Raw genomic sequence first — 13,636 nt, 5'->3', positions numbered from 1 at the left:
ATGCTTGATATCCTCCTGGAACGTTTCAACTATATCCCGATCATCATCCTGATGATGACGGGGCTTTATGTCGTGTTCGCAACCGGCAATCTGGTCAAACGTCTGGTCGGGCTTTCCCTGTTCCAGACCTCGGTCTTCCTGCTCTACATCACGCTTGCGAAAGTGTTTGGTGGCCAGCCGCCGATCATCGCTGACGCGCATGGCGACGATCATGGCGCTGCGGCCGCCGGTCATGGTGCGGCCGAGGCGGTGCTTTATTCCAACCCGCTGCCACATGTGCTGATCCTCACCGCGATCGTCGTCGGCGTCGCAACCCTCGCCGTCGGGCTCGCCCTGGTGGTGCGAATTCGCGAGGCCTATGGCTCCATCGAGGACGAAGCGCTGAACGCGGCGGACTATTCGCGTGATACGGGAGCGGCTGGGTAATGGATATTCTGGCTCATCTCCTGCCTGCGGGAATTGCCGCGCATGCACCAGTTCTGCTGGTTGTCATACCGCTGATTTTGGCGCCGATTGCCGCGCTGATGCCGAGCGGGCGGATAGCCTGGGCGATTTCCCTTCTCGCCGCCTTCCTGGTCGCGATTCTCGCGCTGGTCCTGCTTGGCGAAGTCTCTCAGGCTGGCAGCGTCAGCTATCATCTCGGTGGCTGGGCTCCGCCGCTCGGCATTGAATACCGCGTCGATGCCCTCAATGTTCCCATCCTGCTTCTGGTCGGCTTTGTCGGCCTGCTCTGCACGATCTACGCCCTGCCCAGCGTGGCCGACGAGATCGAGCCCGGCAAACAGCCGATGTTCTATTCCGCCTTCCTGGTTTGTTTTACGGGTCTGTTGGGCGTCACGATCACCGGCGATGCCTTCAATGTCTTCGTGTTCCTGGAAGTCTCGTCGCTCTCGACCTATGCGCTTGTCGCGATGGGCGGCGGCAAGGATCGCCGGGCGCTGACGGCTTCGTATAATTACCTCATCCTCGGCACGATCGGCGCGACCTTCTTCGTGATCGGCGTCGGTTTCCTCTACATGGCGACCGGCACGCTCAACATGGTCGATATCGCGCGCGTGCTGGCGGAGGATGGCCATAGCCGCGTCACCGAAGCGGCCTTTGCCTTCATTGTCGTCGGCCTCGGGCTGAAAGCGGCGATGTTCCCGCTGCATGTCTGGCTGCCGAATGCCTATGCCTTCGCGCCGAACTTCGTCACCGCCTTCCTCGCCTCGACCGCGACGAAAGTGGCCTTTTACGTTCTGATCCGCTTCCTGTTCTCGATTTTCCATCCGGAAGTCACCTTCGTGGCGGCCTCCTTCACCTGGATATTCGCGGTGCTTGGCACGGTCGGCATGATCGTGGCCTCGGCACAGGCGATCTTCCAGACCGATCCGCGGCGCGTGCTGGCTTATTCCTCGGTCGCCCAGGTCGGCTATATGATGCTCGGCCTCGGCATGGGCACGAAGGCGGGCCTGTCGGCCGGTATGCTGCATCTGATGAACCATGCAATGATGAAGGGCGCGCTCTTCATGGCGCTTGGCGCCTTCGCCCTCAAATTCGGCGTTCGCAGCATCGCCAGCCTCAACGGGCTTGGGCGCACGATGCCGGTTTCCGCCAGTGCCTTCACGATTTCCGGTCTGTCGCTGGTCGGCGTGCCGTTGACGGTCGGCTTCACCTCGAAATGGTATCTCATCCTCGCCGCGCTCGACCGCGACTGGTGGTGGGCGGTTGCGGCGTTGATCGCCTCATCGCTGCTGGCACTGGTCTATGTCGGCCGGATGTTGATGGCGATCTGGATGGAAGAGCCGCCAAGCCACCAGGGCAAGGCTATTGCGGCCAGCACCGCGCCCTGGGCGGTTGTGGTTCCAATGTCGATCCTGGCCCTGGCCAATGTGTATTTCTTCTTCAATGCGGATCCGCTGGTCCATCTGGCGAATGCCGCAGCCGAAGCCGTAATGGGAGGGCGCTAGATCATGTGGACTCCCGAACTCGCCCTGGCCCTGGCCCTGGCCATTCCCGCCCTTGGCGGCGTCATGGTGGCGCTGCTGGGCAATCGCCCCAATTGGCGCGAGGGTGCGACCCTGGTCTCCGGCGTCCTGCTGGCCCTCAATATCGCCTATCTCGTCGAGATTGCGCCCAGCCAGCCGACTCTGATCCTGGCATCGATAGCGCCCGGGCTGGAGCTGGCCTTCAAGCTCGAGCCGCTCGGTGCCCTGTTCGCCGCGGTGGCGAGCGGGCTGTGGCTGGTCAATTCGCTGTATTCAATCGGCTATATGCGCGGCAATAACGAGAAGAACCAGACGCGTTTCTATGTCTGTTTCTGTATCGCCATCGCTGGCGCGATGGGCGTCGCATTGTCGGGCAATCTGTTGACGATGTTCGTCTTCTACGAAGTGCTCACCCTGTCGACCTATCCGCTGGTGACCCATAAGGGCGATGCCGCAGCGCGGCGCGGCGGCCGCATCTATCTGACCATTCTGCTCGGCACCTCGATCGGCCTGCTCCTGCCTGCCATCATCGCGACGCAATTCCTGGCCGGTTCGACCAATTTCGTTGCCGGTGGCCTGCTCGCGCTGAACGATGTCACGCCGATGATTGCCGGCATCCTGCTGGTCATGTTTGCCTTCGGGATCGGCAAGGCGGCGCTGATGCCGGTCCATGCCTGGTTGCCCAATGCCATGGTGGCGCCGACGCCGGTTTCCGCTTTCCTGCACGCGGTTGCCGTCGTGAAGGCCGGCGTCTTCGCGATGCTCAAGGTGGGCACCTATATCTTCGGCCCTGCACTGATCGCGGCCACCCCGACCTCCCAGCCGCTGGCCTGGATCGCGGCCGGCTCGATCGTTCTTGCCTCGCTGATTGCCCTGACCAAGGATAATCTCAAGGCACGGCTGGCCTATTCGACCATCAGCCAGCTCTCCTATGTCACCCTGGCGGTGATGCTGGGCTCTCCCCTGGCCATGCTGGGCGGTGCCTTGCAGATCGTCATGCATGCCTGGGCCAAGATCACGCTCTTCATGAGCGCCGGTGCGATCTATACGGCGACCAAGAAGACCAATATCTCGCAAATGCGCGGCCTTGGCCGGCATATGCCGTGGTTGTTCGGTGCCTATACCGTGGGGGCCCTGTCGATTATCGGCCTGCCGCCACTGGCCGGGATGTGGCCCAAACTCTTCCTGATGCAGGGCACTTTCGAGGCGGGCCAGGTCGTTCTCGCAACGGCGCTGATCGCCTCCTCCCTGCTCAATATCGCCTATCTCCTGCCGCTTTCGGCGCGGGCTTATTTCGAGCCGCCTGAAGAGGCCAAGCTGAAGAAACCGGCACCCATGCTGGTGATCCTGCCGCCAGTGATCACGGCTGCCGGCGTCATCATCCTGTTCTTCCTGATCGGCCCGCTGCGGGATTACCTCCTGCCCGTGTTTGAGCCGGTCGCGATTGTCGAGACAGTGCTATGAGCCAGAAGCCCGCCAAAAAAGATGATCTGGTCCATCCGATCGCACGGCCTTTCCTCTGGCTTGAGTCCAAATGGCTCGCGTCCAGCGTTGTCTGGGTGCTGGGTCTTGTGGTGGTCGCGCTGGGCGCGGTGGATTTCTTCCACCCGCGCCATGAATATCTCGACTTCGCCCAGACCCCCGGCTTCTACGTGCTGGCTGGCTTTATCAGCTTTGTGGCCGCGGTCATGGGAGGCTGGTTCGTGATCCGCCAATTCCTGGGCCGCGCCGAAAACTACTGGGACGGGGAGGCTGGCGATGAGTGAGTTGTTCGCCAATATCTCGCCAGCCCTGCCGATCATTATCGCCGGGCTGATTGCAGCGGTTGTCCCGAATAATACTGTGCGCAAGGGCCTGGCCCTGTTCGCGCCGGTCTTGGCCGGGCTGTGCTGGTTCAATCTGGAAATCGGAACCTATGGTGTCATCGAGTTCGGTGGTTTCACCCTTGAAACCCTGCGCTATGACGAGATCAGCCGCATCTGGAGCCTGATCTTCATCATCGCCGCCTTTCTCAACGGGCTCTACGGCCTGCATGAGAAGGACCGTGTGACCGATGCCGCCGGGCTGATCTATGCCGGTGGCGCACTCGGCGCGGTGTTTGCCGGCGATCTGATGACGCTCTTCCTGTTCTGGGAAGTGACGGCAATCTCCTCGGTCTTCCTGATCTGGAGCGCCCGCAACCGGGCTGCCACCAAGGCGGGGCTGCGCTATCTGGCGATCCATGTCCTGTCCGGCGTCCTGCTGCTGACCGGTGCAGTGATCCATGCCGGCGAGACCGGAAGCTGGGCCTTCGATAATATTGGCCTGGACACGCCGGGCGGTTTCCTGATCTTCATCGCCTTTGGCATCAAGTGCGCCTTCCCCTTCCTGCACAACTGGCTGCAGGACGCCTATCCCAAGGCGACGGTGGTGGGCACGGTCATTCTTTCTGCCTTTACCACCAAGATGGCGGTTTACGCCCTGGCGCGTGGTTTCGCGGGCGAAGACAGCCTGATCTATATCGGCGCCATCATGACGATCTTCCCGGTCTTCTTCGCCGTAGTGGAGAATGATCTGCGCAAGGTGTTGGCCTATTCGCTCAACAACCAGCTCGGTTTCATGGTGGTCGGTATCGGGATCGGTACGGAACTGGCGATCAACGGGGCTGCGGCGCACGCCTTCGTGCACATCCTCTACAAGGGCCTCCTGTTCATGAGCATGGGCGCGGTCCTGCACCGGGTCGGTACGGCCAAGGCGTCGGAACTGGGCGGTCTGTTCAAGTCCATGCCGGCAACGACCGTGTTCTGCCTGGTGGGCTCGGCCTCGATCTCGGCCTTCCCGCTCTTCTCGGGCTTTGTCGCCAAATCCATGATCCTGGCGGCCGTCGCCCAGGACGGAAACTGGCTGATCTGGCTTGTCCTTGTCTTTGCCTCTGCCGGGGTGCTCGAACATTCGGGGATCAAGATCCCGTTCTTCGCCTTCTTCAGCCATGACCGGGGCCATCGCGTCCGTGAAGCGCCGGTCAACATGTTGATGGCGATGGGGCTGGGGGCGCTGCTCTGCGTCTATCTCGGTATCAATTACGGCAAGCTCTACGATCTTCTGCCGTATCAGAACTCGATCTATGAGCCCTATACATTCGACCATGTTGTCGGCCAGATGCAGCTCTTGATGGGGGCGATTTTCGCCTTCGCGGTCTTGCTGCGGATCGGCGCCTATCCCGAAGAGAAGCGTTCGGTCAATCTCGATACCGACTGGGTCTATCGCCGCCTGGGCGACGGGCTGGCCCGCTGGACCTGGTTGATGCTCGATCGGCTTTCGGCCTCTGCGGGTAATGCCTGGGGCCGTTTGATGAGCGGAATTGGCGGTCGGCTGTATCAGGTATTCAGTCCTATTGGGGCCCTGAGCCGAGATATCCCCAGTGGCGTCCTCGCGATCTGGACCAGTGCATTGCTCGCAGTCGTCTTGATCATTGCGTATTTTTCGACCTGATATTTCAATCGAGTACTAGTCGAAGAGAGCGCGCGACACGCAAGGGTTGCGCGCTCTTCCATTGCGCCACAAATAGGAATATTATCCCCGCCTGGGTGTAGCCCTCCTAGCATGGGCGGGCCGGGACGTGATGGATGGCGTCCCGGTTCGTGAACACCGGGAGCGCAAGATGACGCAAGCAATGACCAGAACCGGCAGCGATGCCGCCCGGGCCCGCCTGGCCCAGAGTGCTGTCGCCTATGCCTTTGGCGTGACGCAGGACGACCTCGAGGCGCCGACCCGGCGTTCGCGCGAGGCCGCCTTTGCCCGTCAGGCCGCGATGTATCTCGCCCATGTCGCCTTTGAATTATCCCTGACCCGGGTCGCCCAGGCCTTCGGCCGTGATCGCTCGACCGCGGCGCATGCCTGTCACCGTATCGAGGATCAGCGCGATGACCGTGGCTTCGATCAGTATATGGACGCGCTGGAAGCCTGCCTGCGGGCCGCGCCATGTCCCGGGGAGCCGGACTGATGCCCGCCGCGCAGGACCGGTCGCTTCCGCGCTGGTTGCTCTGCCTGTCACGCCAGGGGGCGGCCCTGGGGCCCTGTATCACTGGCGGTGGCTATGGCGTGTTCGCAGGCGGGGATCGACGCCGCCGGCCCCTGGCGCGGCTCGATGCCGGCCAGCTGCGCCAGGCCCTGGCCAGCGGCATGCTCGAGCAGACACGCGATGGGATCGAACTGGGCCAGTCGGGACGGGCGGCCATCAAACGGGGCGTGGCTGGCAGTTTTGCGGCCCAGCACCGCATCATGGATGATCGCGAAATCCTCGGGGTGAGCGGCCGGCTGGAGCGGGTCCGGACCAATATTCGCGAGGATGTGCCGGGGCGCTGGGCCGTGCAACTGGAACCGCAAGAGCGCGCCGCCGCAGAGCGTTTCTGCACCGACTATGCGCGCTCAAGCCTGCGCCAGCACACCACGCGCAACTGGTCGTTGGCGGCAGAAATCCGCCAGACCGGCTGGCACGGCGGGCCGGAGTCGGCCTCGCTGGCGGCCATCGCCGCGAAGGACCGCGTGATGGATGCTCTCGATGCCCTGGGCAGTGGCATGGACCAGCTGGTCGTGGCGGTGTGTATACGTGAGGAAAGCCTCGCGGCCGTCGAACGCCGTTTCGGCTGGGCGCAGCGCTCCGGCAAGACCGTGCTGAAGCTGGCGCTCCAGCAATTGGCCCGGCACTATGGCCTGAATGTCTAGGCTTCTGCCGCGGCCCGGATCCGGCCGATCATCGAGGCCAGACCATTGGAGCGTTGTGGGGAGAGGTGTTCGGACAGGCCGATCCGCGCCAGGACTTCTCGCGCATCGACCGAGAGAATGTCCTGCCGGCTGCGTCCGGAGTAGAGGCGCAGCAGGAGTGCGGCAAGGCCGCGCACGATATGGGCGTCACTGTCAGCGTGAAAGATCAGGCTGCCATCGTCAGCGGGCTCGACAATCAGCCAGACCTGGCTGACGCAGCCCTGAACCCGGCTCGCTTCGGTGCGCTGGTCATCGGGCAGGGGCGGCAGTGCCTTGCCCATATCGATGAGATAGCGATAGCGCTGTTCCCAATCGTCCAGCAGATCGAATTCCTCGACCAGCTCCTCGATTTCAATCTGGATGGGTGTTTGTGTCATCACAGCGACGAGTTAAGGCGCGCGGCGGACAGGATCAAGCCGTAGATGCGGTCAGCGCCGCACCGCGATCGGACATGGCAGGGATATCAGGACTTGGAGGTCTGCTGGCGGTCTTCGATCGCAGTCTCGAGTCGGGTCGCGGCGAAGCCCGCAAGAAAGCCTCCGAGCTCGACCGCTTCGGACCCGGCTTCGCAGAGCGCCTCGCGCTCGACGCACCAGCTATCCACGGCCTGACCCGCATCAATGCGTGTCGAGGCGGTATCGAAGGACAGGTCCATGGGATCGCCCGCAAAGTCTCGCGGGACGAAGACTGACACAATCGCCAGCCAGAACGCAGCACGTATAAAAAACATCATCGACCTACCTCACACCATATTTCTTGCCGGGGTGTACCGGCATTCATTGCAGGATCGAGGCTAGGGCAGGTTTTCAGCTATTGCACGCGATTCCGGGGTTTAGCGGAAACAGCGTGCGAAACTGGAGCAAGGTTTTTATCTAAAATTTGATCGTGTCTCTGTTCGGTACACTTTTTGTTAATCATTAACGGTCTGAGGGCGGTGCCTCAGTCGGTGCCGGTCGCGGCGGAAACGCCGAGGCAGCGGCTGACATCAAGCAGGGCGTGCTCGGCAATGCAGAAGCTGTCTTCATACTTGAAATGGCCGGCCGCGACGCATTGTTGCAAATCCAGCCGGGCCCATGTGAGGCAGCGCTCGACGACCGGGTCGGAGAGCAGGGCGTTGACCAGCTCGCTAGACTGGCTCGGATCATTGGAGATCGCCTGCAGGGCGGCAACCGAGAGGATGCGCCCGATACGGTCGCGGTCGGGATCAATCGCGGCATCGCCGACGGTCAGCGTTAACTGCGGCGTGGCGTAGGCACCCATGCGCGCGATTTCCGGATGGTCATAAAGGGCTGACGCTGGGACCACGCCGTCCAGCCCGGTATCGAGCGAGAGGAGGAATTCATTGCTCAGGGGTACACTTGGTGCGGAGCCGGCATTTTCGAGCGCGGAGAGGCGCACCCGGCGATCTCCGGCCCGCGCCTGGGCCCAGCGCGTCGCCTGCAGGTCGTAGGCGGCCGCGCGGTAACGGTCACTGACTTCACGAATGCCGGCGCTGTCGCGCTCGAGCGCGTCAACCACCGAGGCCTCGGCGGTATCGGCATGGGTGAAGCTGATCGCATAGGTCGGATCATAGAGCAGGCCCGACATCGCGGCCTGGGCACCGTAATAATCGGCCAGCTCCCGGACATCGTCGAGATATTCGGGATGCTGGGCGGCAATCATCGCCGTATAGGCAATCCAGGCCCGCACCAGCCGGTCATGAACATAATAGGCCGTCAGGCGATCCATCGCGGAATCGAGATCCGCGCCGGATCCGATCGGTGCCGAGCGCAGATCCGCCACGACGCCGTGGAAAGCTGCATAATCTCCGGCCGCGGTGCGGAGCGGATCAGCCGGTGCAGGCTCGACCGCGTCCAGCTGCAACACCGGGGGCTGAGCCGTGACGGCATCCTGTCCGTCACCATCAAGCGCGGTCGTCAGAGCAAGCGCTGCAAGGATGGATATCAACATCGGGTAGCCTCCGTAACCCTGTGAACCGACAGTGTGCCCCGGACGCGCCCGCTCTCCAAGCCTTGAAATGCATAGATTTGAGACAGGCTTTCCAGCCTGAAACGGTAAACGGGATAAGTTTAAGATTCAGTATTTGTTAACGTCGGAGGCAAAGATTACGGCGTGAGGTTTGCGCTGAGTCGCAACGGGAAAAAATGCAGAAACCTGAACGAGACATAGCTGCTTGGATCGCGCGCCGCGGTGGTCCCGTTACCAATCTTGTCTGGATTGGAACGGTCGCTGCAGCCCTGCCGCAAATCTGGCCGATCCTCGATGGGCCGTTATGGCTGAAAATTGCCGGCTTCCTGGGCGTGGCATTTCCCGCCATTGCCGGGCTTGTGCTCGCACCCCGTCTTGACCGTTCTTTTGAACGCTTCCTGCTCGCCATGCTGTGGACATCGCTGGCGGCCATCGTGGCGCTGTCGGGTGGCGGCGTGACGGGGACTGGCGTGCTCGCCTTCCTGCTGGCGCCGGCGATGGCCGCTGCGGGCGGTGATCGGGATGCGATCGTCAAGGCGGGCGCAATGTCCGGCCTGGCCGCTGTGATCATCACCGGTCTGCAACTTACCGAATTCATCCGCCCGCAGCCGAATGCGGTCGAATATCATCTTCCCTTTATACTCGGCGTCGTGCTGGTGATTGCCTATGGCTTTGCCTGCGCCGCGATCCGGTCGATCCGCGCCAATGATGTGGCAAACCGCGAAGCCGAACATGGCCGCGTCCGGGGGCGGGCCTTTGATGCGGCACCGGCGGCTATTCTTGCCTGTGATAATGACGGCAATATCCTCGCCGTCTCCAGGGGGCTGCGCGAGCTTTCACCGGGTCTGCCGCGCGAACTGACCAATCTCCCGATCGCCGATCTCGGCTTTGACGATGAGGATCGCTCCGAACTGGCCCGCGCGGCCCGCCGCGCCGCCGCACGGCCACTGTCCGATCTTTTGAGTATTCGCGGCGGGCAGGGCAATCCTGAACGCGTCAAGTTTGACGCACGCCCGATCGAGGGCGGCTCAGTGTCTGTGATCGCCCGTGATCACAGCGTCGAGACCGAGAACGCCTTGCGCGAAGCCGAGGAAGCGCGTGCCATCGCGCTTGAAGAGGCGCGCGCCAAGTCGCAATTCCTCGCCTCCGTCAGTCATGAATTGCGCACGCCGCTCAATGCGATCATCGGCTTTTCCGATGTCATGAAGGCGCGCCTCTTCGGGCCAATGCCGGCGCGCTATGCCGAATATGCAGACCTGATCCATGAGAGCGGCCAGCACTTGATGGAATTGATTGGCGATGTGCTCGACATGTCGAAGATCGAGGCCGACAGCTATGATCTTTCGCGCGAAAATTTCGACATATCCGAAGTGGTCGGGCTGAGCGTCAAGATGATGCGCCTGCAGGCCGAAGAGGCGGGATTGTCGCTTTCGGTCGAAACGGGTGATCAACCCATTCTGGTGAATGCAGATCGCAAGGCCTTGCGCCAGATCATGCTGAACCTGCTGTCCAATGCGGTGAAGTTCACGCCGGAAGGCGGCGCGGTTGTTGTGATGGCACGGGCTTCAGGCGCCGATCTGGTGCTGGCAGTGGGCGATAGCGGCGTCGGGATCGACCCGCATGAGGCAGCCCGGCTGGGCCAGCCTTATCGTCAGGCGTCCAGTGCCCGCGAAGTCGATACCCGTGGCACCGGCCTTGGTCTGTCCCTGGTTCGCGCGCTGGCAGGCCTGCACGGTGGCACGATGTCGATCGCCAGCGCCAAGGGCGTCGGGACGACGATCACGGTGACACTGCCGGTTCTGGTCCAGGCGATGGGGCAGGTGGATACGCTGCGCCGGCTGGACGTGCACCAGCAGATCGAGCGCGCCCAGGAAGCGTCCCAGTCCCTGGTAGCGACCGCTGGCTGAACGCCGCCTCCTAGCTTTCTGGAAGCTCAATCTGTGATGTGTCGCTGATCGCGGCGCGCAGGAAAGCGACCGCAGCGGCGAAATCACCAATCTCGAAATAATCGGATGCGACCCGCTCACCATTGCGGTCCATCAGGTCGATCCGGGCTGTTTCGCGCGGGTCGAGCCGGCCGAGTTGCTGCACCACCGAAGGGGGGAAGCGGAAAACATGGCCCTGCGGTGCGCCCGCCAGGGCATCCGCCGCTTGCCCATTCATCTGATCGCTGGCCCAGACGAGCTGCCGCGCATATTCCGGTGGGGTCCATTGAGCCCAGCTGGCATTGGCAGGTCCGGCAAACATGCCGCCCATTGTCGGGTCGTAAAGGTCGGGCGCGCTTTGGGTGTTGCGCATCACCAGGACGGCCGAAATGTAGTTGCCGCCATTGGGCAGGGCGATTGTGAAGCTGATATCGCCTTCAACCCGGCTTATCCCGACACGAATGCGGCCGGTATCCTGGAGCAGGGCCCAGACCGGCTCGTCGGTCAGAATCTGGCGATTGGCGAACCAGGAAAATGCGATGCCCGGAAAGGTCATATTGCCGACGCGCAGATAGCCGTCGAAGGCGGTCAGCACGCGGTCACGCATCGCCCGGACCTCGGAGGATCCGCAAGTCCGGCTCCGCGCCTCGGCAGCGATCTCATCGCCATAGGCCTGGATCTGAACGGGGGCGATGCCGCTACGCAGGAGGGCGCCTCGCGCCTGGAGCCGTGCGGCGTCGAGGGCGGCGCGTTGGCGGTCGGTGAACAGGTCGCAATGGGCGTCCATGGCCAGGGCTGCGGTGCGCTCGCCGAAAATCAGATCGGCATCCTGGGCGCCGGCTGCGGCGGTCAGGCCGAACAGGCCCAAGGCCAAGGCATGGAAGGCACAGCGCATCTCATTTCCCCGAAACTTCGAAGAAATGACGCTAACACGGCAAGTTTTACGACGCGTGAACGCGGCGGCGGCGCCAGATGCCCCGGATCAGCATGATGAAGGCAATCCCGAAAAGCATGAAGGCCGCATCGCGTGTGTGGTCGAGTGCGAACTCCTGTACCCGCTCGCGCAGGCCTGGTGCCGAGACGCTGTAATCGAGCGGGGTGACACCGCGAACGCTCCACACGGCGGCACGGCCTTCCAGCGCGTGCCACAGATTCGACCGCGCCAGGCTGCGGCTGGCCGATTCAAAGGAGGACAGTTCCGGCGATGTCAGCGTGCCGATCCAGCGGCCGGTCTGTTCGGCATCGCGGAACAGTGATGCAACGCCGATACTGCGCCCGTCTTCCGGCGTCGCAGGCGTGTGTGTTTCGTCGGCATAGGCAGCGGCGGCCAGGCGCATCAGCCCGCGTTGGCCACGGCTGCGTTCGGCGGCGCGCATTGCGGCGCCAAACTCGGCGGGAGCGCTGCGCCCGAGGGCCGCGATACTGCTGCTGCCCGGGCCGATAATGAGCAGATTGTGATTGGCCGGAGCATGGTCATGCGCCTCGCCATACCAGGCATACAGCCAGGCTTCACCGCTCACGAGCGCGCCGCGAGCCAGCACAGAGAGCGCACCAAACCGGTCGGCGCGTGTGCGCGTGGTGAACTGGACAGCCGTGCGCGATCCCTGGTCAGCACTGAAGGGCAGGCCGGAAGCGGCCAGGGTGCGCAAGTCTGCATTGGCGCTCAGGTGGCGGGCATCGCGAACCTGGGGGCGGCCAAGGCGTTGCGCCGTAATGGCATCGGCGGCAACGAAGCTGCGGCCATAACCCTCGAAGGAACGCGCGGCAAACAGGCGTGCGGCGGCGACGGCTTCGTCGATATTTCGACCGGTAATGATCAGGCGTGGTGCGGAGCCGGCGCTGAATGCGATTTCAGGCCCCTGGCTGCGATTGCCCGTGCGCAGGATGGTGCGGTCTGTCTCGTTCAGACGGTCGTTCTCGGCAATCCGGATGATCAGGTCAGCATTGGTTTCATCGCCGCCGAACAGCGGTACGCTGCCAGCGCGCAGGGCGACGCCCTGGGCGACGAGACTTTCGAGCGTGGCCCGCTCGCGGCTGATATCGGTGACGAGGGCGATGCGGCGTGGGGCGGCGAAGTCGGCGGCCAGCGCCAGTTCCAGCTCGTGCAGCGAGGCGATCGGGCTGTCCTGTTCCAGGGTGAGCCGCAATTGCGACCGGCGGGCGTCGACAATCCAGCCCGTTGTGGCGGTATCGGTGGCATAGGAGACTTCAAGGACATTCTCGCCAGGCTGGATGTCAGCCGAGAAGAGCGCAAAGCGTGCTTCAATCGAGCGCGGCTGTGGCCGGATGATGATGGGCTCGCCACCATTGATAGCGACCTGGATTCGGCCATTCGAGCTATCGCTCGCAGGGCGGGCGGCGAGGCGAAGCCAGGCTTCCGAGCTATAGGTATTGGGTGGCAGGTAAAAACGGATGCGAGTCCGCGCCTGGCTGGAGGAGAGAACAAAGGCATCCATCCCGGTTTCGAGATCGGCGAGCGTGCGCTCTTCGATCCGGACGCCCTCTGCGGTGTTCTGGTCCCCGGTATTCTGGTTCACTGTGGCGGAAGACGGGTCGTCCTGAATCCTCTGACCCAGCACCTGACCTGCCGCCGACGCACAAAGTGCCATCGCAACCAACGCAACTCGTACCAACATAAAACGCTCCCTTACCCCGTTAATACGTTATTAAGCAATTCAGCGGCCAGCAATGAAAATGATTCAACTGAAGACAAAATTCTGGGTGGATGCCTTGTTGCGAAGGGCTGAATCGGCGTTGGCCGCCGCTTATGTGATTCGCCATGGAGACGAAGATGCGGGGGCTGTACTCGTCAAAGTGGCAAACCTGACCGGGCAGGCAGAGCTTTTTGTCCCGGCGCGGGACGAAAACGGGGAGCGGATCTGGACCCGCCATGCCCGGGCGCCACTCGCGGAGGCCGAGATCGACGCCTATTGCCAACGCCGGGCCGATGGCGATCCGGATATCTGGGTGATCGAGATCGAGGATCGGCGGGGCCGCCATTTTCTGACCGAGCCGGTGGAGGATTCTTAACGA

General features: G+C 62.8%; 14 protein-coding genes. 9 read left to right on the top strand and 5 right to left on the bottom strand.

Annotated features, from left to right (window positions below; translation table 11 throughout):
• The 7 genes from BLT42_RS05520 to BLT42_RS05490 all read left to right on the top strand — a co-directional run bounded on the left by BLT42_RS05520 (position 1) and on the right by BLT42_RS05490 (position 6,671).
• Positions 1–426, top strand: coding sequence for a cation:proton antiporter subunit C (locus BLT42_RS05520; protein ID WP_091768012.1), 426 nt, complete (start codon positions 1–3; stop codon positions 424–426).
• Positions 426–1,949: a monovalent cation/H+ antiporter subunit D family protein gene (locus BLT42_RS05515; protein WP_091768010.1), complete on the top strand. Its 1,524-nt coding sequence runs from the start codon at positions 426–428 to the stop codon at positions 1,947–1,949. Before BLT42_RS05520 ends, BLT42_RS05515 begins: the two co-directional genes overlap by 1 nt.
• Positions 1,950–1,952: 3 nt before the next feature.
• Positions 1,953–3,431, top strand: a complete 1,479-nt coding sequence (locus BLT42_RS05510; RefSeq protein WP_091768007.1) for a proton-conducting transporter transmembrane domain-containing protein — start codon at positions 1,953–1,955, stop codon at positions 3,429–3,431.
• Positions 3,428–3,733, top strand: a complete 306-nt coding sequence (locus BLT42_RS05505) for a hypothetical protein (protein ID WP_091768005.1) — start codon at positions 3,428–3,430, stop codon at positions 3,731–3,733. The genes BLT42_RS05510 and BLT42_RS05505 overlap by 4 nt, the downstream gene beginning before the upstream one ends.
• On the top strand, positions 3,726–5,438 hold the full coding sequence (locus tag BLT42_RS05500) for a Na(+)/H(+) antiporter subunit D (RefSeq protein ID WP_091768003.1): 1,713 nt from the start codon (positions 3,726–3,728) through the stop codon (positions 5,436–5,438). Before BLT42_RS05505 ends, BLT42_RS05500 begins: the two co-directional genes overlap by 8 nt.
• A gap of 169 nt (positions 5,439–5,607) precedes the next feature.
• Complete coding sequence (locus BLT42_RS05495) at positions 5,608–5,949, top strand: helix-turn-helix domain-containing protein (protein ID WP_091768182.1); 342 nt, start codon at positions 5,608–5,610, stop codon at positions 5,947–5,949.
• Positions 5,949–6,671, top strand: coding sequence for a DUF6456 domain-containing protein (locus BLT42_RS05490; protein ID WP_091768001.1), 723 nt, complete (start codon positions 5,949–5,951; stop codon positions 6,669–6,671). Before BLT42_RS05495 ends, BLT42_RS05490 begins: the two co-directional genes overlap by 1 nt.
• Here BLT42_RS05490 and BLT42_RS05485 read toward each other — a convergent pair.
• The 3 genes from BLT42_RS05485 to BLT42_RS05475 all read right to left on the bottom strand — a co-directional run bounded on the left by BLT42_RS05485 (position 6,668) and on the right by BLT42_RS05475 (position 8,660).
• On the bottom strand, positions 6,668–7,087 hold the full coding sequence (locus BLT42_RS05485; RefSeq protein ID WP_091767998.1) for a SufE family protein: 420 nt from the start codon (positions 7,085–7,087) through the stop codon (positions 6,668–6,670). The two genes, BLT42_RS05490 and BLT42_RS05485, sit on opposite strands and share 4 nt — an antisense overlap.
• A gap of 86 nt (positions 7,088–7,173) precedes the next feature.
• Complete coding sequence (locus tag BLT42_RS05480) at positions 7,174–7,443, bottom strand: hypothetical protein (RefSeq protein WP_091767995.1); 270 nt, start codon at positions 7,441–7,443, stop codon at positions 7,174–7,176.
• 206 nt (positions 7,444–7,649) lie between these two features.
• Entirely contained in the window at positions 7,650–8,660 is a 1,011-nt protein-coding gene (locus tag BLT42_RS05475) for a hypothetical protein (RefSeq protein ID WP_091767992.1), read from the bottom strand.
• A gap of 194 nt (positions 8,661–8,854) precedes the next feature.
• Here BLT42_RS05475 and BLT42_RS05470 point away from each other — a divergent pair, with 194 nt between their 5' ends.
• Entirely contained in the window at positions 8,855–10,585 is a 1,731-nt protein-coding gene (locus tag BLT42_RS05470; protein ID WP_091767989.1) for a sensor histidine kinase, read from the top strand.
• A 10-nt stretch (positions 10,586–10,595) separates the two neighbouring features.
• Here BLT42_RS05470 and BLT42_RS05465 read toward each other — a convergent pair whose 3' ends face one another.
• Together BLT42_RS05465 and BLT42_RS05460 are read right to left on the bottom strand one after the other, a co-directional pair.
• A complete protein-coding gene (locus BLT42_RS05465) occupies positions 10,596–11,498 on the bottom strand; it encodes a hypothetical protein (protein ID WP_091767986.1) in 903 nt (300 codons plus the stop codon).
• Between the two features lie 46 nt (positions 11,499–11,544).
• Complete coding sequence (locus BLT42_RS05460) at positions 11,545–13,239, bottom strand: hypothetical protein (RefSeq protein ID WP_143024056.1); 1,695 nt, start codon at positions 13,237–13,239, stop codon at positions 11,545–11,547.
• 52 nt (positions 13,240–13,291) lie between these two features.
• On the opposite strand from BLT42_RS05460, the gene BLT42_RS05455 reads away from it, so the two are divergent.
• A complete protein-coding gene (locus tag BLT42_RS05455; protein ID WP_233342335.1) occupies positions 13,292–13,633 on the top strand; it encodes a DUF1491 family protein in 342 nt (113 codons plus the stop codon).
• The last annotated feature ends 3 nt before the right edge of the window (positions 13,634–13,636 follow it).

Source organism: Maricaulis salignorans (assembly GCF_900103475.1).
GTDB lineage: Bacteria > Pseudomonadota > Alphaproteobacteria > Caulobacterales > Maricaulaceae > Maricaulis > Maricaulis salignorans.
Note: the sequence above shows the minus strand (reverse complement) of the source record. Positions and strands in the feature narration are given on the sequence as shown.